The sequence below is a fragment of the Vulcaniibacterium thermophilum genome (genome assembly GCF_007923255.1).
GTDB lineage: Bacteria > Pseudomonadota > Gammaproteobacteria > Xanthomonadales > Xanthomonadaceae > Lysobacter_F > Lysobacter_F thermophilum.
This window is the reverse complement of record NZ_VOHJ01000014.1, coordinates 15,094-40,496: the sequence shown is the minus strand read 5'-3', so window position 1 is coordinate 40,496 and position 25,403 is coordinate 15,094. Positions and strand designations below refer to the sequence as shown.

The 25,403-nt window shown below is 72.6% G+C and carries 21 protein-coding genes and 2 riboswitches; of the genes, 5 read left to right on the top strand and 16 right to left on the bottom strand.

Translation table 11 applies throughout. The features are described 5' to 3' along the window. Positions 1 to 73: 73 nt before the first annotated feature. The 8 genes from FQY64_RS07470 to FQY64_RS07435 all read right to left on the bottom strand — a co-directional run bounded on the left by FQY64_RS07470 (position 74) and on the right by FQY64_RS07435 (position 9,491). Positions 74 to 631 carry a hypothetical protein gene (locus tag FQY64_RS07470; RefSeq protein ID WP_146473470.1) on the bottom strand — a complete coding sequence of 186 codons (558 nt, stop codon included), beginning with the start codon at positions 629 to 631 and terminating at the stop codon, positions 74 to 76. A 254-nt stretch (positions 632 to 885) separates the two neighbouring features. Next, positions 886 to 2,067: a sensor histidine kinase gene (locus FQY64_RS07465; protein ID WP_146473468.1), complete on the bottom strand. Its 1,182-nt coding sequence runs from the start codon at positions 2,065 to 2,067 to the stop codon at positions 886 to 888. Positions 2,068 to 2,098: 31 nt separating this feature from the next. After that, a complete protein-coding gene (locus FQY64_RS07460; RefSeq protein WP_186760888.1) occupies positions 2,099 to 2,770 on the bottom strand; it encodes a response regulator transcription factor in 672 nt (223 codons plus the stop codon). Positions 2,771 to 2,934: 164 nt separating this feature from the next. Further along, positions 2,935 to 3,987 (bottom strand): type 1 glutamine amidotransferase domain-containing protein, encoded by a 1,053-nt coding sequence (locus FQY64_RS07455; protein ID WP_146473464.1) that lies wholly within the window; start codon positions 3,985 to 3,987, stop codon positions 2,935 to 2,937. 123 nt (positions 3,988 to 4,110) lie between these two features. Continuing rightward, positions 4,111 to 5,541 (bottom strand): adenosylhomocysteinase, encoded by a 1,431-nt coding sequence (gene ahcY / locus FQY64_RS07450; RefSeq protein WP_146473462.1) that lies wholly within the window; start codon positions 5,539 to 5,541, stop codon positions 4,111 to 4,113. 37 nt (positions 5,542 to 5,578) lie between these two features. Beyond that, positions 5,579 to 5,688: riboswitch (S-adenosyl-L-homocysteine riboswitch) on the bottom strand. A gap of 98 nt (positions 5,689 to 5,786) precedes the next feature. Further along, on the bottom strand, positions 5,787 to 7,016 hold the full coding sequence (gene metK / locus FQY64_RS07445) for a methionine adenosyltransferase (RefSeq protein ID WP_146473460.1): 1,230 nt from the start codon (positions 7,014 to 7,016) through the stop codon (positions 5,787 to 5,789). Between the two features lie 488 nt (positions 7,017 to 7,504). Next, positions 7,505 to 8,323, bottom strand: coding sequence for a class I SAM-dependent methyltransferase (locus FQY64_RS07440; RefSeq protein WP_146473458.1), 819 nt, complete (start codon positions 8,321 to 8,323; stop codon positions 7,505 to 7,507). A gap of 106 nt (positions 8,324 to 8,429) precedes the next feature. Next, positions 8,430 to 9,491 carry an NHL repeat-containing protein gene (locus FQY64_RS07435; protein WP_146473456.1) on the bottom strand — a complete coding sequence of 354 codons (1,062 nt, stop codon included), beginning with the start codon at positions 9,489 to 9,491 and terminating at the stop codon, positions 8,430 to 8,432. A 106-nt stretch (positions 9,492 to 9,597) separates the two neighbouring features. Further along, positions 9,598 to 9,709: riboswitch (SAM riboswitch) on the top strand. Positions 9,710 to 9,785: 76 nt separating this feature from the next. On the opposite strand from FQY64_RS07435, the gene metX reads away from it, so the two are divergent. From metX to FQY64_RS07420, 3 genes are read left to right on the top strand one after another with little or no spacing between them, the layout of a single operon-like run. Continuing rightward, positions 9,786 to 10,835 carry a homoserine O-succinyltransferase MetX gene (gene metX / locus FQY64_RS07430; protein WP_146473454.1) on the top strand — a complete coding sequence of 350 codons (1,050 nt, stop codon included), beginning with the start codon at positions 9,786 to 9,788 and terminating at the stop codon, positions 10,833 to 10,835. Beyond that, positions 10,832 to 12,013, top strand: a complete 1,182-nt coding sequence (locus FQY64_RS07425; protein ID WP_146473452.1) for an O-succinylhomoserine (thiol)-lyase — start codon at positions 10,832 to 10,834, stop codon at positions 12,011 to 12,013. Before metX ends, FQY64_RS07425 begins: the two co-directional genes overlap by 4 nt. Beyond that, positions 12,010 to 13,134 (top strand): homoserine dehydrogenase family protein, encoded by a 1,125-nt coding sequence (locus FQY64_RS07420; protein ID WP_146473450.1) that lies wholly within the window; start codon positions 12,010 to 12,012, stop codon positions 13,132 to 13,134. The genes FQY64_RS07425 and FQY64_RS07420 overlap by 4 nt, the downstream gene beginning before the upstream one ends. Here FQY64_RS07420 and FQY64_RS07415 read toward each other — a convergent pair. The 3 genes from FQY64_RS07415 to FQY64_RS07405 form a co-directional block, all read right to left on the bottom strand. After that, positions 13,071 to 13,334 (bottom strand): hypothetical protein, encoded by a 264-nt coding sequence (locus FQY64_RS07415; protein ID WP_146473448.1) that lies wholly within the window; start codon positions 13,332 to 13,334, stop codon positions 13,071 to 13,073. The genes FQY64_RS07420 and FQY64_RS07415 overlap by 64 nt on opposite strands. A gap of 88 nt (positions 13,335 to 13,422) precedes the next feature. Continuing rightward, positions 13,423 to 16,494: a ligand-binding sensor domain-containing diguanylate cyclase gene (locus FQY64_RS07410; RefSeq protein WP_146473446.1), complete on the bottom strand. Its 3,072-nt coding sequence runs from the start codon at positions 16,492 to 16,494 to the stop codon at positions 13,423 to 13,425. A gap of 140 nt (positions 16,495 to 16,634) precedes the next feature. Further along, complete coding sequence (locus FQY64_RS07405; protein WP_146473444.1) at positions 16,635 to 18,017, bottom strand: L-serine ammonia-lyase; 1,383 nt, start codon at positions 18,015 to 18,017, stop codon at positions 16,635 to 16,637. A gap of 79 nt (positions 18,018 to 18,096) precedes the next feature. On the opposite strand from FQY64_RS07405, the gene FQY64_RS07400 reads away from it, so the two are divergent. Next, on the top strand, positions 18,097 to 18,327 hold the full coding sequence (locus FQY64_RS07400; protein ID WP_146473442.1) for a glutaredoxin family protein: 231 nt from the start codon (positions 18,097 to 18,099) through the stop codon (positions 18,325 to 18,327). 9 nt (positions 18,328 to 18,336) lie between these two features. Here the strand turns inward: FQY64_RS07400 and FQY64_RS07395 are convergent, their stop codons facing one another. Genes FQY64_RS07395 through FQY64_RS07385 form a run of 3 tightly spaced genes read right to left on the bottom strand, consistent with a single transcriptional unit; the run spans position 18,337 to position 20,089 of the window. After that, positions 18,337 to 18,891 carry a YceI family protein gene (locus tag FQY64_RS07395; protein ID WP_146473440.1) on the bottom strand — a complete coding sequence of 185 codons (555 nt, stop codon included), beginning with the start codon at positions 18,889 to 18,891 and terminating at the stop codon, positions 18,337 to 18,339. Next, positions 18,891 to 19,457, bottom strand: a complete 567-nt coding sequence (locus FQY64_RS07390; RefSeq protein ID WP_146473437.1) for a cytochrome b — start codon at positions 19,455 to 19,457, stop codon at positions 18,891 to 18,893. The genes FQY64_RS07395 and FQY64_RS07390 overlap by 1 nt, the downstream gene beginning before the upstream one ends. Beyond that, positions 19,454 to 20,089, bottom strand: coding sequence for a YceI family protein (locus tag FQY64_RS07385; RefSeq protein ID WP_386112718.1), 636 nt, complete (start codon positions 20,087 to 20,089; stop codon positions 19,454 to 19,456). Before FQY64_RS07385 ends, FQY64_RS07390 begins: the two co-directional genes overlap by 4 nt. Before the next feature lie 128 nt (positions 20,090 to 20,217). Between FQY64_RS07385 and FQY64_RS07380 the strand changes: the two genes are divergently transcribed. After that, entirely contained in the window at positions 20,218 to 23,733 is a 3,516-nt protein-coding gene (locus FQY64_RS07380; protein WP_229814879.1) for a sensor histidine kinase, read from the top strand. A 159-nt stretch (positions 23,734 to 23,892) separates the two neighbouring features. Here the strand turns inward: FQY64_RS07380 and hemE are convergent, their stop codons facing one another. Next, a complete protein-coding gene (hemE, locus tag FQY64_RS07375) occupies positions 23,893 to 24,993 on the bottom strand; it encodes a uroporphyrinogen decarboxylase (RefSeq protein ID WP_146473435.1) in 1,101 nt (366 codons plus the stop codon). Positions 24,994 to 25,028: 35 nt separating this feature from the next. After that, complete coding sequence (locus tag FQY64_RS07370; protein WP_146473434.1) at positions 25,029 to 25,283, bottom strand: WGR domain-containing protein; 255 nt, start codon at positions 25,281 to 25,283, stop codon at positions 25,029 to 25,031. Positions 25,284 to 25,403: the final 120 nt, after the last annotated feature.

Sequence of the window (25,403 nt, the reverse complement as noted above, 5' to 3'; positions counted from 1 at the left end):
CGTCGGCCGCGACCGGTGTCCAGCGCAGGCGCCCGATCGCGGCTGAAACCCTGCAGCAGAAGCCGCGGGCGCGTCATCGCCCACGCGCCTCGCTGGCCTCGCTGCTCGCGTACGCGCCGGGCGTTGCGATGGCGGCGGAATCCCGCATCACGAACGGCACCCCCTCGCGCTGCAGTTCCGTGGCCGAGAACCAGCTCATCGACCATGCCGGCGTGTCGGCGCCGAGCGCGACGATCCGCTCCGGGAAGCCGGCCGCGCGCAGCACCGCGTCGGTCTCGCGGTCGTTGCGGCGCATCAGGTCCGCGCGCATCGCGGGCGGTAGTGGAAAGTCGGTCGGGAGGCTGCTGCGGTGCAGCCCGATTCGCGCGCCCGCGTCCAGCTCGCGCGAGCGCGCCAGCGCCCACAGCAGCACGCACGCGCTGGCGCAGTGGCGCTCCACGCGCACCGTCACCCCGCGCGCGTTCACCAGCCGCGCCACCTTGAACGCCTGCGCGCGCAGCCCGCCGGGACTTTCGATCACCAGTTCGCGGATGCCGCGATGCCGCCGCAGCGCCTTGCGCACGTCGCGCTCGAAGCGCGGACCGATCACGCCGACGACGTACAGTGCCCGGCCGTCGACCGATGCGGTCACCACGGCGTCCGCCGCTGTCGCGCGGGCGCCCGTTGCCGTCGCAAGCATGAGCGCCGCGCCGCACACGACACGGCTGAGCCACCCCTTCATGACCGCCCCCGATCATGCTCCCCTTCGCGCCATCTTCACCCATCGCGGGCCCGGCGGCGCAAGGACGCGCACGGTTGCGCACGACTTCGCTGAACGAGCCAGACAGGCGCGTGCCCGACACGGTTCGCGTGGCGCGACCGGGTCGGCTCGAGGACACCCGGCGCTCAGTCGTGCACCTCGGCGTCGGCGGATGACGTTGGGCACCAACGCACCGTCGCCAGCGTGCGATCGGCGGCGTGACGCACATCGACCGACCAGCGCAGGCGGGTCGCAATCCGTTCGACCAGCCGCAGACCCATGCCGAACCCGCCCGCGCCGTGTCCGCCGCTGCGATTGCGAACGCGAAGCTCGCGATCGTTGGCCGCTACCGTGATGGGTCCTGCGGCGCCATGGCGGATGGCATTGGCCAGCAGGTTGGCGAGAATCGCCTCGACCGCCTCGGCAGGCGCAGACACCGCGAGCGATGGTGGCACGCGTGCGCGAAGGCGCTGGCCGCGGGCCTCCGCCAATGGACCGAGTTCCTGCAGCAGGGCGGCAACGCACGGCGCCAGACGCGTCCGCTCGGCGCCATCGGGGGTGTCGCGAGCGGCGAGCCAGAGGACGGCGGCGCTGGCCCGCGCGAGGCGCGAGACCGCGCGTTCCAGCCGGCCCAGTGCGGCCGCATCGTCGGACCGCTCGCGAAGCAGCGCGAGGCTGGTACGCGCGGATTGCAGCGGCGTGCGCAGTTCGTGTCCAAGATAGGCGAGCATTTCCCGTTCGCTCTCCACCGCGGTCCGCTGCGCCTGCCACGCGTCGGCCTGCATCGCGATCAGGGTGCCGAACTCGCGAATGCGCTGGCTCGCGGCGAGCCGACGGAGCGCCTCAGGATCGGGGCTGCGCAGCGCGTCGGCAACGACGTCGCGCGCCGCACGCTCGATCCGCTGCATGAAAGCGCGCGCCAGAAGCGCAGCGCACAGCAGGAGCAAGCCCGTCAGCGCGGTCGCATACCCGATGCCACGGCCAAGCCCCGGGTTTACGGTCAGCTCGTCCGTCGCGTCGAAGGCGACGACGTACGCGCGGCCATCGGCGCCACGGATCCGCATCGCGTGGACGTAACGGCCGTTGGAACGGCGGAACTCGGCCAGCGCGCCGTCGCCTCGGCCCTCGAACCGCGCGCGCAGATCTCCGGGCGCCTGTTCGATCGGCCAAGCGGCGAAGGCGGGCGGAAGCCGCCGTTCGGTCGGCCGCGCCGCCACGGTGGACGCCACCGACCGCAGCCTGCGATCCAGGAAACTGTCCTCGAGGATGTACAGCAGCAGCACCGTGGCGCCGAGGAACAGCGCGCACAGCGCCAGGGTGTAGGCCATCCACTGGCGGGCGAGCAGACGGGCCAGCGTTCTAGGACGGGTCATCGCAGTCGGTCACGAACCGGTAGCCGACGCCTCGCACGGTCTCGATCGGCGCGGTGCCGAAATGCTCGGCGATCGCGCGCCGCAGCTCGTATACGTGCATGCGCAACGGATCGCTGTCCGGGAGTGCGTTGCCCCACAGCAGATCGCACAGCGTGCGTCGGTCGACGCTGCCCGGACTGGCCGACATCAGGCAACGCAACAGGGAAAAACCGGTCGCGTGCAGCGCCAGTCGCTTGTCGCCGTACTCCAGGAGTCGCCCGTGCAGATCCAGCGTGTAACCACCCGCGCGCAGCCGCGGACCGCCCGCGGCGGGGACGTGGGCGGTCAGGGCGCGGATACGCGCGAACAGCTCCGCCGGTGCGAACGGTTTCACCATGTAATCGATCGCCCCGGCGTCGAACGCCTCCAGCTTGTCTTCCAGCGCACCGCGGGCGGTCAGGAACAGTACGGGCGCGGCGACGCCGGCCCGCTTGAGGGTACGGCACAGACGAATCCCGTCTTCGTCCGGCAACTGCGCGTCCAGAATGAGCAGGTCGAACGCGGCGTCGGCGAGACGCGCATGGGCTTGCGCCGAGGTGTAGGCGAAGTCGACGCGCACGCCGCGCATCTCGAGGTAGGCGCAGATGCCCGCCGCCACGTCGGGATCGTCCTCGACCAACAGCACTCGAAGGGGAGGGGCGTGCTGCATCGGATCGGTCGGTCAGCAGTCGGCGTTCGCGGCTACGGCGGGGACGAGCGGCATCGCGGGTTTCCGTATGGCGGGACGTCGGCGCGGGAGGGCGCCGGGAAACCGTAGCAGAGGCCGACCGTCACGGCGCGTCCTCATTGGCGCGCGAGTCCTTGCAGGCGCCAGGCCTCGACGAACTGGCCGTCCATCGCGGCGATCACCGCATGAAGCAGCAGCAGGCGCTTGTCGGCGTCCGGCAACCGGGCGCGCAGACGTCGCGCAGCATCCGGCCCCTGCGCGTGGTACGCCTGCAGCACGCGCACCGCAAGCTCCTCGCCGGTGGGCGTCCGAGGGAGGGGGCGATGCCCGAGCGCGCGGATCATGGCTTCAGCGACCGACCAGGTGGACCACGGGTTCTGTCCGGTGACCAGGCGGCCATCGGTGACGGTGTTATCCAGATAGCGAGGTGCCTCCACGAACCGCGCGCCTTGTGCGCGCATCGCATCCTGCAGCAGGAAGGGAAGCGCGCTGCGGGCGTCCTTCATCAGGAAGAGTTCTTCGGCGTTGGTAAAGCCCGTGACGCGACGGCCGGCGAGAAGGGGCCGGCCGTCGGCGAGGGAAACATCGAGCAGCGCCGCAGGTCCGTGGCATACCGCACCGATTACGCCGCCGCGCTCGTACACCTGCCTGACCACCCGCGCGATGGCGGGATTGCCCCGGAAATCGAACATGGTGCCTTTGCCGCCCACGAAGTAGACCGCCGAATATCGCGTCGGATCCACCTGCTGCAGCGGCAGCGTCGCACGTACCTTGCGCCGGGCCTCCGGGTCGTTGAGGAAGGCGTAGTCGGCGGCTACGAGTTCGTCGTCCAGTCGCATCGGCGGCTCTCCGCCGCGCGGGCTTGCGATGTCCACCTCGAAGCCGTTGGCCACGAAGACCCAGTAGGCGCGGGCGAGCTCGGTAAGTTCGTAGCCGGCCTTGCGCGCGTCCGGACCGAAGGTCGCGGTGCTCGTCACCACGGCGAGGATCCGGCCGCGCGTGCGCGGTACGGCATGCTCGAGGTAGGCCAGATCCTGCGGTCGGGTCGCGGGGTCGGGCAGGGGCTGGCTGTCGAGGTCGAGCGTCCACACGTACACGAACGCCGCCACGACGAGCATGAGGGCGGTCGTGCCGAGTCCGAACAACACCTTGCGCAGTCGCTTTCCCATCGGAACCTCCGGTGCGGCGGTGGATGGGCGTGACCGTAGCGTCCCGATGTCAGCCGAATGTCAGTCGCCACCAACGACAAGGGCCGCTTTCGCGGCCCTTGGGTGGACAGCGCCTTACGCGCGTCAGTAGCGATAATGCTCCGGCTTGTACGGCCCGTCCACCGGCACGCCGATGTAGGCGGCCTGCTCGGGCGTCAGTTGGGTCAGCTTCACGCCGATCTTCTCCAGGTGCAGGCGCGCGACTTCCTCGTCGAGCTTCTTCGGCAGGCGGTACACCGTCTTCTCGTAGACGTCGCGGTTCTTCCACAGATCGATCTGCGCGAGCGTCTGGTTGGAGAACGAGTTGGACATCACGAAGCTCGGATGGCCGGTCGCGCAGCCCAGGTTCACCAGGCGGCCTTCGGCCAGCAGGAAGATCTCGCGGCCGTTCGGCAGCACGAACTTGTCGACCTGCGGCTTGATGTTGACCTTGCGCACGCCGTCCAGCGCGTAGAGCGCGTCGACCTGGATCTCGTTGTCGAAGTGGCCGATGTTGCAGACGATCGCCTGGTCCTTCATCCGCAGCATGTGATCCAGCGTGATCACGTCGCGGTTGCCGGTGGCGGTGACGTAGATGTCGGCGATGCCGAGCGTCTCCTCGATCGTGGTGACCTGGAAGCCCTCCATCGCCGCCTGCAGCGCGTTGATCGGGTCGATCTCGGTGACGATCACGCGGCAGCCGTAGGCGCGCAGCGAGTGCGCCGAGCCCTTGCCGACGTCGCCGTAGCCGCACACCACCGCGACCTTGCCCGCCAGCATCACGTCCATCGCGCGCTTCAGGCCGTCGGCCAACGACTCGCGGCAGCCGTACAGGTTGTCGAACTTGCTCTTGGTGACCGAGTCGTTGACGTTGATCGCCGGCACCAGCAGCTTCCCGGCCTCGGCGAGCTGGTACAGGCGGTGCACGCCGGTGGTGGTTTCCTCGGACACGCCGCGCCACTCCTTCACGACGCCGGTCCAGAAGCCCGGACGTTCCTTGGCCACGCGCTTGAGCAGGTTCTTGATGATCTGCTCCTCCTGGCTGGAAGAAGGCGTGTCCACCCAGTCGCTGCCGTGCTCGAGCTCGTAGCCCTTGTGGATCAGCAGGGTGACGTCGCCGCCGTCGTCCACCACCAGCTCCGGACCCTTCATGCCCGGGTGGGTGAGCGCGTCGAGCGTGCACTCCCAGTACTCCTCCAGCGTCTCGCCCTTCCAGGCGAACACCGGGATGCCGGCGGCGGCGATCGCGGCGGCGGCGTGATCCTGGGTGGAGAAAATGTTGCAGCTCGCCCAGCGCACCGAGGCGCCGAGATCCACCAGCGTCTCGATCAGCACCGCGGTCTGGATGGTCATGTGCAGCGAACCGGTCACGCGCACGCCCGCCAGCGGCTTCTCGGCGGCGTACTTGCGGCGGATCGACATCAGGCCGGGCATCTCGTGCTCGGCGATCTCGATCTCCTTGCGGCCCCAGTCGGCGAGGGAAATGTCGGCGACCTTGTAGTCGTGGCCGGCGGAATTCTTGGGAACAGCGTTCATCTGTTGAGCTCCGATAGGAAGGCGCGGAAGACCGCGCGGTCATCGGGCGCCGTTGTCGCACTGACGTTCCCCGAGCCTGGCTGTCGGCGTTCGCGTGGCGAACGCGCGGACCTCGTCCGCGTCACAGTCGCAGCGCCCCTCGGGGAACGCGGGAATTCTACCGCCCGCGGTCGCGGCGCCGGTGAACGACGCCGCAGACGCGAGCGGGGCCTCGCGGCCCCGTCCGGCAGGCTGGCGGTGCCTGCTTACTTCTTCCTGCCGCCGAGGCCCGCGGCCGCGCGAAGCTGCTCGGCCTTGTCGGTCTTCTCCCACGAGAACGCGGTGGCGGTCTGGGTCTTGCCGGCGCCGTCGACGTAGCTGACCTGCTCGGGCTTGCGGCCGAAGTGGCCGTAGGCGGCGGTGGACTGGTAGATCGGGTGCACCAGGTCGAGCATCTGGATGATGCCGTACGGGCGCAGGTCGAAATGCTTGCGGATCAGCGCCTCGATCTTGGCGTCGGGGATCTTGCCGGTGCCGAAGGTGGTGACCGAGATCGAAGTCGGCTGGGCGACGCCGATCGCGTAGCTCACCTGCACCTCGCAGCGGTCGGCGAGACCCGCGGCGACCACGTTCTTGGCGACGTAACGCGCCGCGTAGGCGGCCGAGCGGTCGACCTTCGACGGGTCCTTGCCGGAGAACGCGCCGCCGCCGTGGCGGGCCATGCCGCCGTAGGTGTCGACGATGATCTTGCGGCCGGTCAGGCCGCAGTCGCCGACCGGGCCGCCGATCACGAAGATGCCGGTCGGATTGATGTGCAGCTTGTTCTTCGGCAGGTTCTGCAGCCACGCCTTCGGCAGCACCGGCTTGAGGATGTGCTCGTACACGCCCTCGACGATGTCCTTGTGCTTGATGCCGGGGTCGTGCTGGGTCGACAGCACCACCGCATCAAGGCCCACGACCTTGTCGTTCTCGTAGCGCAGCGTGACCTGGCTCTTGGCGTCCGGGCGCAGCCACGGCAGCGGCGAGTTCTTCTTTTTGCGGATCTTCGCCTGCTGCTCGACCAGGCGGTGGCTGTAGTAGATCGGCGCCGGCATGAACTCGGGCGCCTCGTTGCAGGCGTAGCCGAACATCAGGCCCTGGTCGCCCGCGCCCTGTTCCTCCGGCTTCTTGCGGTCCACGCCGGCGGCGATGTCGGGCGACTGCTTGCCGAGCATGTTGATGATCGCGCAGGTGTGGCCGTCGAAGCCGACCGACGAGTTGTCGTAGCCGATCTGGTTGATGATCCGGCGCGCCAGCGCCTCGATGTCGACCCACGCGGTGGTGGTGACTTCGCCCGCGACGATCGCTGCGCCGGTCTTCACCAGCGTCTCGCAGGCCACACGCGCGCGCTTGTCCTGGGCCAGGATCGCGTCGAGGACGGCATCGGAGATCTGGTCGGCGATCTTGTCCGGATGGCCTTCGGAGACGGACTCGGAGGTGAAGAGGTAGCTGGACATCGGGGCTTTTATCCCTGCATTCGGATGAAAGGATGGCCGCGCATGATACCGCCTGCGGGGACCCCGCGCATTGTGCGGCCCCGACGCGATGGCGGCGTGGGCGGGACGCTGCGTGCCGGGCCGGTGGCCATCGGCGGGGGCGGCGCTCTTGACCGGACTCGTCCCGCCGCGGGTGCGAAGCCCTGCATCGCGTTGCGGGGGGCCGACGTTGGGCTTCGCCTTCGGCTCAACCCAACCTACCGATCAACCCCTTGCGTAGGGCGGGACTTGTCCCGCCGCGGGTCGGAGCCCTGCATCGCGTTGCGGGGGGGGGGCCGACGTTGGGCTTCGCCTTCGGCTCAGCCCAACCTACCGATCAACCCCTTGCGTAGGGCGGGACTTGTCCCGCCGCGGGGTCGGAGCCCTGCATCGCGTTGCGGGGGGGCCGACGTTGGGCTTCGCCTTCGGCTCAGCCCAACCTACCGATCAAGCCTTGCGCGCCGCGGTTTTCAGTAGACGGTCGCGCGCGCCTGCACGAACGCGTAGAAGAACACCGCGTTGGGGTCGTTCTGCACCGCGGTCATCTCGCGGTGCATGCCGTCGACCGTCTCGCGGTCGACCTTGCCGGCCTCGATGAGCTGGTCGGCGGCGGACATCAGCAGCTCCTCCCAGAACGCGATCATCTGCTTGCGGCGGGCCGGCTCGCGGTTGTCGAAGTAGAACGTCTTGATCTCGGTGGCGACGTCGCGATAGCCGTTGGCGAGCAGCAGGTTGCCGAGCTTGGCGCCGATGAACGGATCGCCGCCCATGTCGATCTGGTAGTCGTTGAACGCCATCCAGTAACGCCACGTGTTGGGCGAGTACGGATCGAGCAGGAACGAGGCGTTCATCACTTCGGTGATGTAGATCGTAGAGCCCGGCGCGAGCACGCGGCGCACTTCGCTCAGCACCCGCGCGGGCGAGGGGACGTGCTCCAGCACCCAGCACAGGAACGCCGAATCGAAGCTGCGCGGCTCGAACGGCAGATCGGTGGCGTCGGCCTGCTGCAGGGTGTAGCGGCCGTCGAACCAGGGCATCGCGCCCAGGTTGCGGCGCGCCGCCTCGATCTGGCGCTCGGACAGCTCCACGCAGGTGACGTGCAGCTCGGGAAAGCGGCGCAGCAGGATCTCGGTCTGCGCGCCGACGCCGCTGCCGATCTCCAGCAGCCGACGCGCGCCGGCGTAGTCGATGTTGCGGAAGATGGTCGATTCGGCCAGCCGCGCCTGTTTCACCAGACGGGCCTGTTCGGTTTCGGAGAAGCCGTGCAGGTAGGGGAAGTCCTTGGACATGGGCGAAGTCGAACCCGGATGCCGTGTGCGGCGATCGCCACAGGATATGCCGGGACGGCGCGGCGGCGCGTGGTGGCACGACGGTCGGCGTCGCCGTGCGGCCGCGTCAGCGCGCGCAGGCCGGGTCGAGCTTCAGCGCGCGCGCCACTTCGCCCAGATCGAACGCGGCGACCGACTCGTCCTCGTGGACCGCGAACAGCGCCCCGTGCGGAAACGCGCGCGTGGGCGCCGCGTGCAAGGCGATGCCGTCGGTCTGCGAGGCGATGCGGCCGGCGAAGCTCGCCACCGGCGCCAGCGTGGCGCGCTCGAACAGGTGGAAGTGCGTGCGCGGGGCAAGCTGGTCGACGGTGATCCAGTAGCCGCCCTCGCCGCAGCGCCAGAGCACGACGCCCTCGGCTTCGGCGGCGAAACTGTCCGGCGGCAGGCTGCGGCCGGTGGCGCGGCCGTCGAAGCGGTATTCGCGCAGGGTGGAGGCGGGGCGGTACTCGTCGGCAATCAGCAGGCGGTCGTGCGCCGGATCGCCGGCGATCGATTCGACGATGCGAAGCGCGTGTTCGCCGGTTTCGCCGAACGAACCGGCATAGCGCGCGTGCAGCGTGTCGTCGGGGTCGAAACGCACGCGGTAGCGGCGCACGCGCTGGTCCATCTCCGCGGCGGGCGGCACGCGGTCGTAGCGTTCGCCGTACATGAAACTGTCGGTGACGTAGGCCGTCAGCTCGCCCGGTTCGGTCGCATCCAGCCAGATCCCGTAGGGGCTGCGCAGCTCCGCGCCGAACGTGCCGAGCGGGCGGAACTGCGGGAGCTTGAGCACCTGCACCCGGCGGTTGTCGCGCTCCACCACGAACAGGCGGTCGCCGTCGACCGCGATGCCGTTGGGCCGGCGGAAGCGGCCGGGCTCGGCGCCTTCCTCGCCGACCTCGCGCAGACGCTCGCCGGTGTCGGCGTCGTACACCACCAGGCGATGGCTGCTCTTGCCGGTGACGATCAGCCAGGTGCGGCCGTCGGGCGCGGTCCAGGTGGCGAGCGAGTCGAGTTCGTCGCGCGGGTCGGCGGCGGAGACGTAGCGTTCGGCCACTTCGAGCGGTGCGGGCAGCGGCGGCCGCGCGTGTGCGGGCGCGAACGCGAGGGCGAGGCAGAGCGCGGCAAGGCGCGGGACGGGCATCGGCATGGCGCGAGTCTACGCCGCCATCACGCCCCCGCCAGCCCCGGCTTATTCCATCGCTTCATCTGCATGAAGCGATTGACAGGCGCGGATCCGCTCGGCAGACTGCGCGCATCCATCGAGACCGGCTGAGGGACAGGCCCGACGACGCCGGGGCAACCAGCGCATCCGCGCCAGGTGCCAATTCCTGCGGTGCCGCGCACGCGGCAGCCGGCAGATGGTTGCGATCGCACGCGGCATGCCCGCGGGCGTCGGCAGCGCAGGCTCGAGGGTTTCGTTCACGACCGGAGACCCGCTGCCATGAGCCTTGCCCCATCCCGTCCGCGTTCCCGTCCGCGCGCGCCGCTGCCGGCGCGCGCCTCCGTACTGTCCGCCGTTCCCGACGCGCCGGTGCCGGTGGTGCGCGGCGAAGTGCGCGTGCGGCTGGCGATGCGGCATGCGGGCGCGCGCGAGGTGACGCTGCGTTACGAAGTGCAGGGCGATGCGGCGCTGCCGGCGGTGTTCGTCGCCGGCGGCATCTCCGCCGACCGCCACCTGGCCGCGAGCGATGCGTTTCCCGAGCCGGGCTGGTGGGAGGCGCAGGTCGGCCCGCGGCGCGCGCTCGATCCGCGCGAGCACCGGCTGCTGGCGTTCGACTGGCTCGGCGCCGACGGCGGACTCGATGCGCCGATCGATCCGGCCGACCAGGCCGACGCGGTCGCGGCGCTGCTCGACCATCTGTGCATCGCGCGGCTGAAGGCGTTCGTCGGCTGCTCGTATGGCGCGATGGTGGCGTTGCAGTTCGCCGCGCTGCATGGCGCGCGGGTGGGGCATGCGATCGCCGTCAGCGGCACCCATCGCGCGCACCCCTATGCCAGCGCGTGGCGCGCGCTGCAGCGGCAGGCGGTGGCGCTGGGCGCGCTGCAGGGCGATCTGCAGCACGGGCTGTCGCTGGCGCGGCAGCTCGCGATCCTGAGCTACCGCACGCCGGAGGAGTTCGAAGGCCGCTTCGGCGAGGCGACGGTGGCGGCCGGGCGGGTGCGGGTGGACGCCGAGGATTACCTCGCGCACTGCGGCGCGCGCTACGCGGTGCGCACGCCGGCCGCCGCGTTCGTGCGGCTGAGCGAGTCGATCGATCTGCAGCGCGTGCAGCCGGAGCGCATCACCGCGGCGGTGACCGTGGTCGCGGTCGCCGAGGACCGGCTGGTGCCGATCGCCGACGCCTGCGCGCTGGCCGAGCGCCTGCGCGGCGAAACGCGCCTGCGCGTGCTGCGATCGAAGTACGGCCACGATGCGTTCCTGAAGGAGACCGAGGCGGTCGCCGCGGTGCTGCGCGAGGCGCTGGCCGACTGCGCGGAGGTGGCGGCATGAGCGCGCCGTGCACGCGCGCGGTGCGCGCCGGCATCGACCGGGATGCCGCCTTCGGCGCGGTGACGCCGCCGATCGTGCTGTCGTCCAACTTCAGCTTCGCCGGCTTCGGCGAGAAGCGCGCCTACGACTACACGCGCAGCGGCAATCCCACCCGCGATCTGCTGGGCGAGGCGCTGGCCGATCTGGAGGGCGGCGCGGGCGGCGTGGTCACCGCCACCGGCATGGCGGCGGTGGCGCTGGTGCTGCACGCGCTGCTCGCGCCCGGCGAGCGGCTGGTGGTGCCGCACGATGCCTACGGCGGGAGCTGGCGGCTGTTCAACGCGCTGGCCGCGAAGGGCGCGTTCGAGCTGGTCACCTGCGACCTCACCGATCCGCGCGCGCTGGCCGCGGCGCTGGCGCGCGCGCCGGCGCTGGTGTGGATCGAAACGCCCTCCAACCCGCTGCTGCGCATCACCGACCTGCGCTTCGTCACCGAGGCGGCGCACGCGGCCGGCGCGCGGGTGGCGGTGGACAACACCTTCCTCTCGCCCGCGTTGCAGCGGCCGCTCGAGTTCGGCGCCGATCTCGTGGTGCACTCGACCACCAAGTACATCAACGGCCACAGCGACGTGGTCGGCGGCGCGGTGATCGCGCGCGATCCGGAGCTGCACGCGCAGCTGACGTGGTGGGCCAACGCGCTCGGGCTGACCGGCGCGCCGTTCGACAGCTTCCTCACCCTGCGCGGCCTGCGCACGCTGGATGCGCGCCTGCGCGTGCACCAGCACAACGCGCAGGCGCTGGTGGCGCTGCTCGACGGCCATCCGGCGGTGCGCGCGCTGCACTGGCCGGGGCTGCCGCGCCATCCCGGCCATGCGCTGGCGGCGCGCCAGCAGCGCGGCTTCGGCGCGATGCTGAGCGTGGAACTGCACGGCGGCGAGCGCGCGGTGCGCGCGTTCCTCGACGGCCTGCGGTGGTTCACCCTGGCCGAGTCGCTGGGCGGCGTGGAGAGCCTGATCGCGCATCCGGCGACGATGACGCACGCGGCGATGAGCGCCGAGGCGCGCGCGGCGGCCGGCATCGGCGACGGTCTGCTGCGGCTGTCGGTGGGCATCGAGGCGGCCGAGGATCTGTGCGCGGACGTGGCGGCGGGGCTCGAGCGCGCGCTCGCCGCACAGGACCGCGCGCGGGCGGCGCCATGAACGCGCCGGCCCGGATCGCACCGCGCGCGCAGGTGCAAGCGCGCATCGCCGTGCTCGGCGTGGGCACCGTCGGACGTGCGTTCCTGCAGCGCTGGCGTACGCTGCACGGCGAGGGGCTGGTGCACGTGGCCAACTCGCGCGGCGCGTTCGCGCCGGAGGACGCGGGCACGGCGGAAGCGCGTTGTCGCGAGCGCTTCGGCTCGCTCGAGGACGGCTTCGCCGCCGCCGAGCACGCGCTGGGCGAGGCGGGGATGCGGATCGTGGTCGACGCCACCGCGAGCGAGGCGGTCGCCGCGCGCCATGCGCACTGGCTGGCGCGGGGCATCCACGTGGTGACCGCGTGCAAGCTGGGGCAGGGCGCGGAGCTTGCGCGCTGGCGTGCGATCCGCGCGGCGTGCGCGGCAAGCGGCGCCTGCTACGGCGATGCCGCCACGGTCGGCGCCGGGCTGCCGCTGCTGCGCACGCTGCGCGCGCTGCGTGCGGGCGGCGACCGCATCCACGCCATCGCCGGCGTGCTGTCGGGCTCGCTGGCCTGGCTGTTCGACCGCTTCGACGGCCTGCGCCCGTTCTCGCGTTTCGTGCGCGAGGCGCGCGCGGCCGGCTACACCGAGCCGGACCCGCGCGACGACCTGTCCGGCGAGGACGTGCGCCGCAAGCTGCTGATCCTGGCGCGCACCGCCGGCGTGGAGCTGGAGAGCGCGGACGTGGACGTGGAATCGCTGGTGTCGCCGGCGCTGGCGGCGCTGCCCGCGGCGGCGGTGGACGGCGCGCTGGACGCGCTCGATGCGCCGCTGCGCGCGCGCTTCGCCGAGGCGTACCGCAACGGCGAGCGGCTGCGCTTCGTGGCGCGGCTGGAGCAGGGCCGCGCGCGGGTGGGGCTGGCCTCGTTGCCGGCGGACGATCCGCTCGCCGGCGGCGCGGGCACCGACAATCGCGTGGCGATCTGGTGCGACCGCTACCGCGAGCGGCCGCTGGTGATCCAGGGCCCCGGTGCGGGCGCCGAGGTCACCGCGGCCGCGTTGCTGGACGACGTGCGCGCGATCCTGTGCGAGGCCGGTCAGTGGAAGGCGTCGTCGTCCTCGTCGTCGTCCGCGGGACGGACGAGATGCAGTCCGGGGTAGTCGGGATCGGGGGTGTCGATCTGCATCGCCAGCGCTTCGTGGCCGATGATGACGGTCACGCCGGCGCCCGGCGGCAATACCGAGGAGAACACCGTCCCCGCTTCGGTGACGAGCTGGATGCGCTGCGCGACGTTGCCCTGGTTCTGCACCTGCACGCCGTCGCCCGGCTGAAGCAGCTTCTGCTCGACGAACTCGTTCATGTCGCGCCTCGCTCGCATCGGGCCTCCGAGTCTGCGCGCGGCAGACCGAACGCGGCGCGAATGCCGGCGCGGTGCGTCGACGTCGCCTTCACCGCACCTGCGCCGCCTGCTCGGCGCCGAAGGCGTGGCCTGCGATCTCGCCGAGCACGCACAACCGTCCGTCGGCGAGCAGGCCGTCCAGGTCCTGGTGCATTTCCGCCAGCACGGTCGCAAGATCGGTGCGGTCGGTCGGCCGGAACGCGGCCCAGCCGTCGCGGCCGCGGCTCTTGACGTAGTACAGCGCGAGGTCCGCCAGCTCGACCAGCGATTCCCAGTTGAACTGCATGCGCGCGTTGCGGAACAGCGGGTATTCGGCGAAGCCGATCGAGCAGGTGATGCGCAGCGTGGTGCCGTCGGCCAGCGTGAACGCGTGCCGCGCCACCGCATCGCGCAGGCGGCGGCCGATCATCGGCAGCCGCTCGCGGTCCATCGGGCGGAACACCAGCAGGAACTCCTCGCCGCCCCAGCGCGCCACGTAGTCGCCGCTGCGCACCTGCCGGGTGAGGATGTCGGCGAACTGCTGCAGGACCATGTCGCCGGAGCGGTGGCCGTAGCGGTCGTTGATCGACTTGAAATGGTCGATGTCCACCAGCGCCAGCACGATGACCTGGTCCTGATGCACGCCCAGCTCGAGCTGGCGGTCGTAGTAGGCCAGGTCGGTGGCGATCTGGTCGCTGACGTAGCGGCGGTTGCGCAGGCCGGTGAGCGGATCGGTGCGGCTGACGTCCTCCAGCCGCTGCCGCGCTTCCTCCAGCGCCTGCGTGCGCTGCCGCACCAGCGCCTCCAGCACCGCGCTCTGCTGGCGATGGCGGTGCAGCAGCCAGCGGTAGCCGGCGAACACCAGCGCCAGCAGCGCCAGCCCCAGCAGCGCGAAGAACGCGCGCGTCTCGTGGAAGTGCGGGCGGATCGCGAACGGCAGCGACGCCGCCAGCGCCGGCACGCCGGCGTTGTTGGCGCCGGTCACCTCGAACACGTAATCGCCGGGCGGCAGGTTGGTGTAGCGGGTGGCGCGCACGAACGGATCGGCCTGCCGCCAGGTGCGGTCGTAGCCGCGCAGCCGGTAGCGCAGGACCACGCTCTGCGGATCCTGCAGGCTCAGAACGGTGAACTCGAAGCCGACATCGCGCGCATCGGCCGGCAGCTCGGCGCCCGCCAGCGCGTGCGCGGGCACCCAGCGCTCGCCGTGCTGCACGCGCTCGATCGCGCTGCGCGGCGCGACCGCGTTCTTGACGATGTCGCGCGGGTCCAGCACCACCACGCCGTCGCGGCTGGGCAGCCACAGCGCGCCGTCGCGCACGAAGCCCTTGCCGGTGCCGGCGCCGTTGCAGCAGTAGCCCTGCTGGCCGCTGCGCGGGTCGCCGCGCTCGTTGAGCACCATCTCGCCGCGCACGCGGCCGATGCGGCCGCGCGCGAAGGCGTCGAGATCGGCCAGCGGCACGCGCACGATGCCGCGCAGGCCGGCGGTCCACAGGTGGCCGTCCTGCTCGGCGAGGAAGAACGCCGAGTTGGCCGGCAGGCCCTGTTCCGGGCCGAGGCGCAGCCAGCGCCGGCCGTCGGTCAGCCAGGTGTGCTCGAGCAGGGTGCCCACCACCAGCCGACCGTCGGGCAGTTCGTGCAGCGAGGTGACGTCGCTGGCGCGCTGGCGGCCGTCGCCGAACGGCGCGAAGCGGCCGTCGCGCCACTCGAACACGCCGCTGCGGCTGCCGACCAGGATGCGGCCGGCGCGCGTGCGCAGCAGGAACATGGTGCGCGGATCGTCGAGGCCCTCGGCCTGCGCGTAGCGTTCGGTGCGGCCGTCCTTGAGACGGAACACGCCCTCGTTGGTGGGCATCCACAGCGCATCGCCGTCGCGCACGAAGCCGTGGATCTGCACGCCGTCGAGCGCGCGCAGCTCCGGCAGGCGGCGCACGGGGCCGGGCCGGCCGTCCTGGTCGAGATCGATCACCGCCGCGCCGCGGCGGGTGCCGATCCACAGGCGGTCGCGCTCGGCGAACAGGTTGTAGGCGTGCGGATGGGGCAGCGCGTCGCCGCGCGCGACCAGGCGGAAGCGGCCGTCCTCGAACAGCGCGATGCCGTCGTTGGTGCCCACCCAACTGCGCGCGCGCGCGGGATCCGGCGCGACCGACCACACGATCGGCTCGTGCAGGCCTTCGGCCGCGCTGAGCCGGCGCGTCCAGGCATCGGTGACGCGGATCAGGCCGGCCCACTGGCTGCCGATCCAGAGGTTGCCTTCGCGATCCTCCAGCGCGGTGCGCGCGCCGGGGATGCCGCCGTGGCTGCGGGCCGGCACGAACTCGGCGAGCCGGCCGTCGCGGATGCGCGCAAGGCCCGCATCGCCGCCCGCCCACAGGTTGCCGTCGCGGTCGGCGTAGAGCAGCTCCACCGGCGCGCCGCGCAGCGCGGCGGCGTCCGCGAACTCGCTCCAGCGGCCGTCCGGCGTCAGCGCGTACAGGCCGGTCGCGGTCGCGGCCCACAGGCGCCCCTGCGCGGCGTGCAGACGATGGACCGCGGCCGCGGCGGCCGCGTCCGGCAGCGGGAAGGCGTCCCAGCGGCCGTCGCGGGAGCGCCGCAGCACCCGCCCGCGGGTGCCCACCCACAGGCCGTCGGGACGCCACACCAGGGCGGTCGCGGGCACCGGCGCCTGCGGCAGCGGCGCCAGGCGTCCGTCCGGCTGCAGGCCGAACACGCCCTCGCCGGCGGCCACCCACAGCCGGCCGTCGCGGTCCTCGGCGAACGCGCGCGCGTCCAGCGCCGGCCAGCGGCGCGGATCGCGCGTGGCGACGACGGAAAACCGCCGCCCGTCGTAGACCGCCACGCCCTTGTAGGTGCCCACCCACAGCCGGCCGTCGCGGGCCGGGTGCAGGGCGTGGATCCAGATGCCCGGTATGCCGGGCTCGTTCTCGGGCGTGAAGGTCGTGAAGCGCACGCCGTCGAAGCGCGCGAGCCCGGCCTGGGTGCCGATCCACAGATAGCCGGTCGGATCCTGCGCGAGCGCCGCCACCGTGATCTGCGGCAGCCCGGCCTCGATCGACCACTCCTGGCGCAGGTGGTGATGGAACGCCTTGTCCGGCTGCAGGGCGGACGCCGCCCCCGGCCACAGGCCGGACAGCAGGCCGAGCAATCCAAGAAGTATCCGCACCCGTCGCCCCTCACGCAGACCGAACCGTCGCCCGCGGCGCGGCCGCGGGGACGTGACGTGCGGGTGCCTGCAAGACCCGGGCCAGTCGATGCCGGCGGCGCCGCGACGGGCCGCCGGCGCGTTCAGCATTCGATGACGTTGACCGCCAGCCCGCCGCGCGAGGTTTCCTTGTACTTGTCCTGCATGTCGCGGCCGGTGTCGCGCATGGTCTTGATGACCTTGTCGAGCGAGACCTTGTGCTTGCCGTCGCCGCGCAGCGCCATGCGGCTGGCGTTGATCGCCTTCACCGCGCCCATCGCGTTGCGCTCGATGCACGGGATCTGCACCAGCCCGCCGATCGGGTCGCAGGTGAGGCCCAGGTTGTGCTCCATGCCGATCTCGGCGGCGTTCTCGATCTGCCCCGGCGTGCCGCCGAGCGCGGCGGTCAGGCCCGCCGCCGCCATCGAGCAGGCCACGCCGACCTCGCCCTGGCAGCCGACCTCGGCGCCGCTGATCGAGGCGTTCTCCTTGTAGAGGATGCCGACCGCGGCCGCGGTGAGCAGGAACTCGCGCACCCCGTGGAGGGTGGCGCCGGGGCAGAAGCGGTCGTAGTAGTGCAGCACGGCCGGGATGATGCCGGCCGCGCCGTTGGTGGGCGCGGTCACCACGCGGCCGCCGGCGGCGTTCTCCTCGTTCACCGCGAGCGCGTACAGGTTCACCCAGTCGAGCACGGTCAGCGGATCGCGCATCGCCGCCTCCGGCCGCCCGGACAGCTCGGCGTACAGCGCCGGCGCGCGTCGCGGCACGTGCAGGCCGCCCGGCAGCGTGCCGGCCGAACGGATGCCGCGCGCCACGCAGGCCTGCATCGCCGCCCAGATCTCGTCCAGCCCGGCCTCGATCTGCTGCGGTGCGCGCCAGACCTGTTCGTTCTGGAACATCAACTGGCCGATCGTGAGGCCAGTCTGCGCGCAGCGCGCCAGCAGCTCCTCCGCCGAATGGAACGGATGCGGCAGCTCGGTGGTGTCGGCGACGATGCGGTCCTCCGCCGCTTCGTCCTGGTTGACCACGAAACCGCCGCCGACGCTGTAGTAGTCGCGCGTGGCGATCACGCCGCCGGCGGCATCGAACGCGGTGAAGCGCATGCCGTTGGTGTGGAACGGCAGCTTCTGGCGCTTGTTCATGATGAGGTCGTGCTTCTCGTCGAAGCCGATCTCGTGCTGCCCGAACAGGCGGATGCGCCGGGTGCCGCGGATGCGTTCCAGCGCCGGCGGGATGATGTCGGGGTCGATCTCGTTCGGCCAATGGCCTTCCAGGCCCATCAGCACCGCCTTGTCGGTGCCGTGGCCGCGGCCGGTGAGCGCCAGCGAGCCGAACACCTCGGCGCGCACGCGCGCGGTGCGTTCGAGATCGCCGTTCTCGATCAGCCAGCGCTGCACGAAGCGCGCGGCCGCGCGCATCGGACCCACGGTGTGCGAGGAGCTGGGACCGATGCCGATCTTGAACAGGTCGAAAGTGGAGACGGCCACGCGCGCAGGCCCGGGCGGGGAAGGGGCAGGTATTCTACGGCGCCCGTCCCACGCGGCCTCCCATACGCGGGCGCACCGAATGAGCCGGTTCATCCTGTTCCAGCGCGACGATTGCCATCTCTGCGACCTGGCGCTCGAGGTGCTGGCGCAGGCGCGCCTGCCCGAGTTCGACAGCGTGTTCATCGACGACGACGCGACGCTGGAAGCGCGCTACGGCATCCGCGTCCCCGTGCTGCGCGACGCGCAGCGCGGGCTGGAGCTGGACTGGCCGTTCGACGCCGACGCGGTACGCGCGCTGGCCGGCGCGTAGCGGCTGCCGTCAGTCGGCCGGCTGCAGCACGACGCGCGTGCTGACGGCGACGTCGTCCGGGATGAGCGAGGTATCGGCCCAATCGCCGCCGCCGACGCCGAACTGCAGCCGTTTCACCGTCGCCTTGCCGGCGAGCACCGGCTGCGCGCCCGGCGTCCAGGTGAACGTCAGCGCGACCGGCTTTTCGATACCGCGCAGCGTCAGCGTGCCCTCGGCGACGTAGCGGCCCGCGCCCAGGCTGCGGAAGCGGGTGGCGGTGTAGCGCGCTTCCGGAAAGCGCGCGATATCGAAGAAGTCGGCGCCCTTCAGCGTGTCGTCGCGCTCGTCGTTGTCGGTGCCGACGCCGGCCAGCGGAATCGTCACCTCCAGCCGCGCCTGCGCCAGATGCGCCGGATCGAAGCGCAGGTGCACCGCGAAGCCGGGGAAGCGGCCGGTGAAGGTCTCGCCCTGGTACTGCGTGGCGAACGCCAGCGTGGACCCGGGCGCCTGCACGTAATCCGCCGCCCGCGCGGGCGCGGCGATCGCCAGCAGGCCGGCGAGCAGCAGCGTCGGCAGCGCGCGCATCACGCCCCTCCCGGGCGGCGGGGCGGGCGAGCCCGCGGCAGCATGCGCCGCAGCGTGTCGTCGCCCACGAACAGGTGGTGGTAGAGCGCGGCCGCGGCATGCAGCACGACCAGCAGCGCCAGCAACCAGAACGCGTTCTCGTGGATCTCCTCGGCCAGTTCGTGCAGCCCTTCGTCGCGGCCGGCGAGGCTCGGCAGCTTCACCAGACCGAACCACTGCAGCGGAAAACCCGCGGCCGAGTTCAGCACCCAGCCGCTGAGCGGCATCACCAGCAGCAGCGCGTACAGCGCGAGGTGGGTGAGCGATGCGAGCCGGCGCTGCCAGCCCGGACCCGGCAGCGGCCGCGGCGCGCCGGCATACAGCCGCCACGCGATGCGCGCCACTGCCAGCGCCAGCACGGTGATGCCGAGCGACTTGTGCAGCGCGTAGATGCGGATCTTGCCGGGGCCGTTGGGCAGCTCGCCCATCGTCAGGCCGATCGCGGCGAGAGCCAGGATCAGCAGCACGATCAGCCAGTGCAGCGACTGGCTGACCGGGCCCCAGCGGTCGACGTTCTTCCAGTTCAAGGCGTGTCCTCCCGGGCGGCGGAGCGGTCGAGCGTGGCCTCGACCTCGATGCGCATCTCGACCGTATGCCCGACCACCGTGGGCCAGGCGTCGATGCCGTACTCGGTGCGGTCGAGCGTGGCGGTGGCGGAGAAGCCGGCCGTGCGGCGGAACGGCGGCAGCGGATGACGCTTGAGCGCGTTCAGCCGCACGTCCAGGCACAGCGGACGGGTGACGCCGCGCAGCGTGAGCTCGCCGCACACGCGCGCCTGGTTGTCGGCGGTCGCCTCGGTGCCGGTGCCGACGAAGCGCGCTTGCGGATGACGCCCGGCGTCGAGGAAGCCGCGCCCGAGCACCGCCCGGGTGATCGCCTCGGCGCCGAAGTCGAGGCCGGCGAGCGGCACCTCGACCTCGACGCGGCTGGCGCCCCAGTCGATGCCGGTCGGTTCGGTCGCGATCACGATCGTCCCGCGCGCGCCGGAGACCGCGCCGAGCGCCCTGGAGAAGCCGGCGTGGTCGACGGCGACCACCACCCGCGTGTGGTCGGGGTCGATCGCGTAGGTCTCGACCTCGCGCGCGGCGGCGGGCGCGGCGAGCAGCAGCGCGCACAGCATGGCGGGGGGGCGGAGGCGGAACGGCACGATGCGGGCCATGCGGGGGATTCTAGGCGGCCCAGCCTGCGCCGCCGGTGTCCGCGCCGCAACCGTCCGTTGCGCGGCGCTTGCCCGGCGCGCGCGGATGGCCCAGCCTGTGCCGCGCGCGAGGACGGGGAGAGGGGCGCATGGAGATCCGCAGGATCGTGGCGATGGCCGCGCTGGCGGCGTGGATGGCGCTGGCGGCGGCGCACGGCGCCGTGCCGGAGCGGCCGCGGCCGCGGCACATCGGCGTCAACGAGGGATTGCCTTCGAGCACCGTCAACGGCATCGCCGAGGACCGCCAGGGCTACCTCTGGTTCGCCACCACCGACGGGCTGGCGCGTTACGACGGCGTCGGCATGCGGGTGTGGCGGCACGACCCCGACGATCCCGCCTCGCTGCCCGGCAACTCGCACACGACGGCGGTGCACGTGGACGCGCACGACCGGCTGTGGGTAGCGGTCGAGGGCCGGGGCCTGGCGATGCTGGATCCGGCGCGCAGGCGCTTCACCCATTTCCAGCGCGGCACGCACCCGGCGATGGGCAGCGACGACGTGTTCGCGATCGCCAGTCGCGGCGGGGAGGTGTGGTTCGGCACCTACGGCGGCGGCGTGCACCGCATCGACGCGCGCGGCCGGATCGCGCGCTTCGGCGCCGCGCAGGGCCTGCCCGACGACACCGTGATCTCGCTCGCCTTCGATGCGCGCGGGCGCCTGTGGGTGGCCACGCCCGGCGGCCTGGCGCGCTGGTCCGGGCGGGGCTTCGAGGCGGTGCCGCTGCCCGGTCCGCAGCCGCGGCCGATGGTGCTGTCGGTGAGTCCGGTGGGCGGTTCGCTGTGGGTCGGCACCGACATCGGCGTGTTCGAGCGCCTCGCGGACGGACGCTGGCGGCAGCCGGCGTGGTCGCCGATGTTCGAACGGCCCAACGCGGTGGTCTCGCTGGTCGCCGACGGCGCCGGCGGGCTGTGGATCGGCAGTCAGCGCGAGGTCTGGCGCGTGCCGCCCGGCGGCACCCCGGTCCCGGTCGGCGGCGGCGTGCCGCGCGCGGTGCTGCAACTGGTGCGTCAGGCCAACGGTGCGATGTGGTTTCCCGTCTCCGGCGCCGGCGTGGGCTATCTGCGTCCCGACTGGAAGCGGCTGGCGGCGTTTCCGCCGGGGTTCGGCGAAGCCGAGCGCACCCGCTATCCGGCGCTGGCGCCCGCGCGTGCGGGCGGGGTGTGGCTGGCCGGGCTGCGCGGCGATGTGTTCCGGCTCGCGCCCGACGGCGGGCTCCACCGTATCGCCGCCGACGCGCAGGAAGCGCTGGAGGGCACGCGCCCGATCGCGCTGCTCGAGGACGGCGACGGGCGCCTGTGGCTGGGGATGAACAGCGGCCTGGTGCGGATCGACACCGACGGCCGCGTGCGGCGCTGGGGGCCCGAGGGCGACGATGCGGCGCTGCCGGGCCCGACCATCGCCGTGCTCGGCGCGGCCGACGGCACCGTCTGGACGGTCGTCAACGATGCCGGCCTGCAGCAGCGCGAGGCCGCCACCGGGCGCGTGCTGCGCACCCTCGAGCCGGGCGTCGCGAGCGGCCTGCCCGGCGCCGATTTCGAGCAGGCGCGCGTCGGCCCCGACGGCATGCCCTGGCTGGCGACCGGCGCCGGGCTGTTGCGCTGGGACGCGCGCGCCGGCCGCTTCCGCGCGCCGGCGGGATTGCCCGCCGGGCGCGTGTTCGCGTTCGCCTTCGACGGCCCCGACCGCCTCTGGCTGCATCGCTTCGCGGGCCTTGCGCGTTTCGTCCGCGACGGCGACCGCTGGCGGCAGGACGCGCAGGTCGGCCTCGCGCAGGGCCTTCCGGCGCTGGAAGGCGGCGCGCTGGCGGTCGACCCCCGCGGCCGCGTCTGGCTGGGCAGCCAGCGCGGCCTGTACCGCTGGGATCCGGTGCGCGCCCAGGTGCGGCGCTTCGGCCTGCAGGACGGGCTCAGCAGCCAGGAAGTGATCGACCGCGCGCTGGTGCTGGGCGAGGACGGCGTGCTGACCGCCTCGCTCGAGGACGGCGGCCTGGTGCGCATCGACACCGGTTTCGCGGAACCGCGCGCCGTGCCGCCGCGCCTGGTGTGGGACGCGATCGAAGTGCGTCGCGGCGGCCGCTGGCTGCCGCTGCCGCGCGGCGCCGCGCTCGCGCCGGAGGACCGCGAGCTGCGCGTGCGGCTGCGCCTGCTCGCCTTCGAGGACCCGACGCAGAACCGCTACGCCACCTGGCTGGTCGGCGACGACGGCGGCTGGACGCCGACGCCGAACGGCGAACGCGTGTTCGCCGGCCTGCCGCCGGGCGAGTACGTGCTGCGCGCGCGCGCGACCGATGCGACCGGCACCCCCGCGCGCGAGCAGGTGCTGCGCTTCCGGGTGCTGCCGCCGTGGTGGCGCACCGGCTGGGCGCTGGGCGCGTTCGCGCTGCTGGCGGTGGCCGCGCTGGTCGGCGCCGCGCTCGCCTACCGCCGCCGCGTGCAGCGGCGCGCGGCGTGGCTGCAGAGCCAGCGCGAGCGCGAACTGGCGCATCGCGCCTCGCTGGCGAAGACGCGCTTCCTCGCCACGCTCGGCCACGAGGTGCGCACGCCGATGACCGGCGTGCTCGGCATGAGCGAGCTGCTGCTGGGCACCCCGCTGGATCCGCAGCAGCGCCGCTATGCCGAGTCCATCCGCCGCGCCGGCGAGCATCTGCTGCGGCTGGTCAACGACGCGCTCGATCTGGCGCGGATCGAATCCGGCAAGCTCGAACTGGCCGACGCGCCGTTCGAACTGCGACCGCTGGTGGAGGAGGTCGCCGCGCTGATGGCGCCGCTGGCCGAGCGCAAGGGGCTCGCGTTCCGTTCGGAGATCGCCGCCGGCGCGCCCGCCGCGCTGCGCGGCGATCGCAGCCGGGTCTGCCAGATCCTGCTGAACCTGCTCAACAACGCGGTCAAGTTCACCGAACGCGGCGAGGTGACGCTGCGCGTGGAGGCGCTCGCGGCCGGCGTGCGCGTGCACGTCTGCGACACCGGTCCGGGCCTCAACGAGGAGCAGAAGGCGCGGCTGTTCCGGCGCTTCGAGCAGGCCGAGGGCGCGCGCACCGCCGCGCGTTACGGCGGCAGCGGCCTGGGCCTGGCCATCTGCCAGGAACTGGCCGGCGCGATGGGCGGCCGCATCGAGGTCGACAGCACGCCCGGCGTGGGCACCTGTTTCCGCGTCGACCTGCCGCTGCCGGCGGTCGAGGCCGGCTCGCTGCCGGCCGCGGCCGGACCCGAGCCCGGCGCGGGGCGGTACGCGGTGCTGCTGGTCGAGGACGACCCGACCGTCGCCGAGGTGATCGCCGGCCTGCTGCGCGCGCAGGGGCACGCGATCGCGCACGCCCCGCATGGCCTGGCCGCGCTCGCCGAGATCGGCGTACGCCGTTTCGACGCCGCGCTGGTCGATCTCGATCTGCCCGGCATCGACGGCTTCGAGCTCGCCGCGCAGTTGCGCGCGCAGGGATTCGACGCGCCGCTGATCGCGATCACCGCGCGCGCCGACGGCGAGGTCGAAGCCCAGGTGCGCGCGGCCGCGTTCGACGGTTTCCTGCGCAAGCCGATGACGCGGGCGATGCTGGAAGCCGCGCTGGATGCGGCCGTGCGACACACCGCACCCGCCCCGCAACCGGCCTGAATCGCTCCTACAGCGGCAGCAGACCGGGGTGAGCGCGCTGTTAAAGCCCCGCTCCCGCCTGCGGGGTGAGGAGGCGCGCTTGCGAGCCGCAGGCTCGCGCGCCGACGAACGCCCGCCGCGCTGCGGCGGGCTGGACGAGGGGTTGGGGTGAGCGCGCTGTCAGCGCCCCTCTCCCGCCTGCGGGAGAGAGGTCGGGGTAAGGGCCCGCGCGCTCAGCTCGTGCACCGCGCGCACCAGCGCGCCGACGTGCTCGGGGTCCATGTCCGGCGACAGCCCGTGGCCGAGGTTGAACACGTGGCCCTCGCGCGAGCCGCCGTTGCCGGCGGCGTAGTCGTCGAGCAGGCGCGCGACCTCGCCGCGGATCGCCTCCGGCTGCGCGTACAGCACCGCCGGGTCGAGATTGCCCTGCAGCGCCACCCGTCCGCCCGCGCGGCGCGCGGCCTCGCCGAGGCCGATCGTCCAATCCACGCCGACGCCCTCGGCGCCGGTGGCGGCCAGTTCCTCGACATAGGCGCCGTTGCCCTTGCCGAACAGGATCAGCGGCGTGCCGTCGCGCTCCAGTTCGGCGGCGATGCGCGCCAGGTACCGCAGCGAGAATTCGCGGTACATCGCCGGCGCCAGCACGCCGCCCCAGGTGTCGAACACCTGCAGCGCCTGCGCGCCGGCCTGACGCTGCGCATCGAGATACGCGATCACCGCGTCGGTCACCACCGACAGCAGCCGGTGCATCGCGGCCGGATCGTTGAGCGCCAGCGACTTCACCCGGGCGAAGTTCTCGCTGCCGCCGCCTTCGACCATGTAGCAGGCGAGCGTCCACGGGCTGCCGGAGAAGCCGATCAGCGGCACGCGGCCGTCGAGCTCCCGGCGGATCAGGCTGACCGCGTCGGTGACGTAGCGCAGCTCGGTGCCCATGTCGGGCACCGCGAGCTTCGCGATGTCGGCGGCGCTGCGGACCGGGCGCTCGAACTTCGGGCCTTCGCCTTCGACGAAATACAGCCCCAGCCCCATCGCATCCGGCACGGTCAGGATGTCGGAGAACAGGATCGCCGCATCCAGCGGGAAGCGCTCCAGCGGCTGCAGCGTGACCTCGCACGCCAGCTCCGGCGTCTTCGCCATCGCCAGGAAGCTGCCGGCGCGCTGGCGGGTGGCGCGGTACTCCGGCAGGTAGCGGCCGGCCTGGCGCATCAGCCAGACCGGAGTGCGGTCCACGGGTTCGCGGCGCAGCGCGCGCAGGAAGCGGTCGTTCTTCAGTGCGGTCATCGGGGATCCTGGGCGCGGCGCGCCGGTGGAAGGCATCACTTCGGCGCTTCCGCGCCTTGCACGAACATCAACTGGAACCCCCGCTTGAGCTGCGCGTCGCGCGCCTTCTCCAGCGCGGCGAACGCGGCGTCGCGGTCGAGGAACTGTTCGCGCTTGAGCGTGCTGCGCCCGCCGACCTGACCGGACTCGCGCACGAGCGTCCAGCCGCCGAGCAGGTCCGGCTGCAGCATGAGCTGGACGTAGCGCGGCGGCTCGCGGCCTTCGGGGCGTTGTTGCAGGAACAGGCGCATGGGACGCGCATTGTACGGGCTCGTATGCCGCAGGGCCCGCCAGCGGGATGCAGGGCCCTCACCCGCGGCCGGCCCCCGCGAAGCTTCAGAAGCGGCTTCACCCGCGACCGGCCACGACCG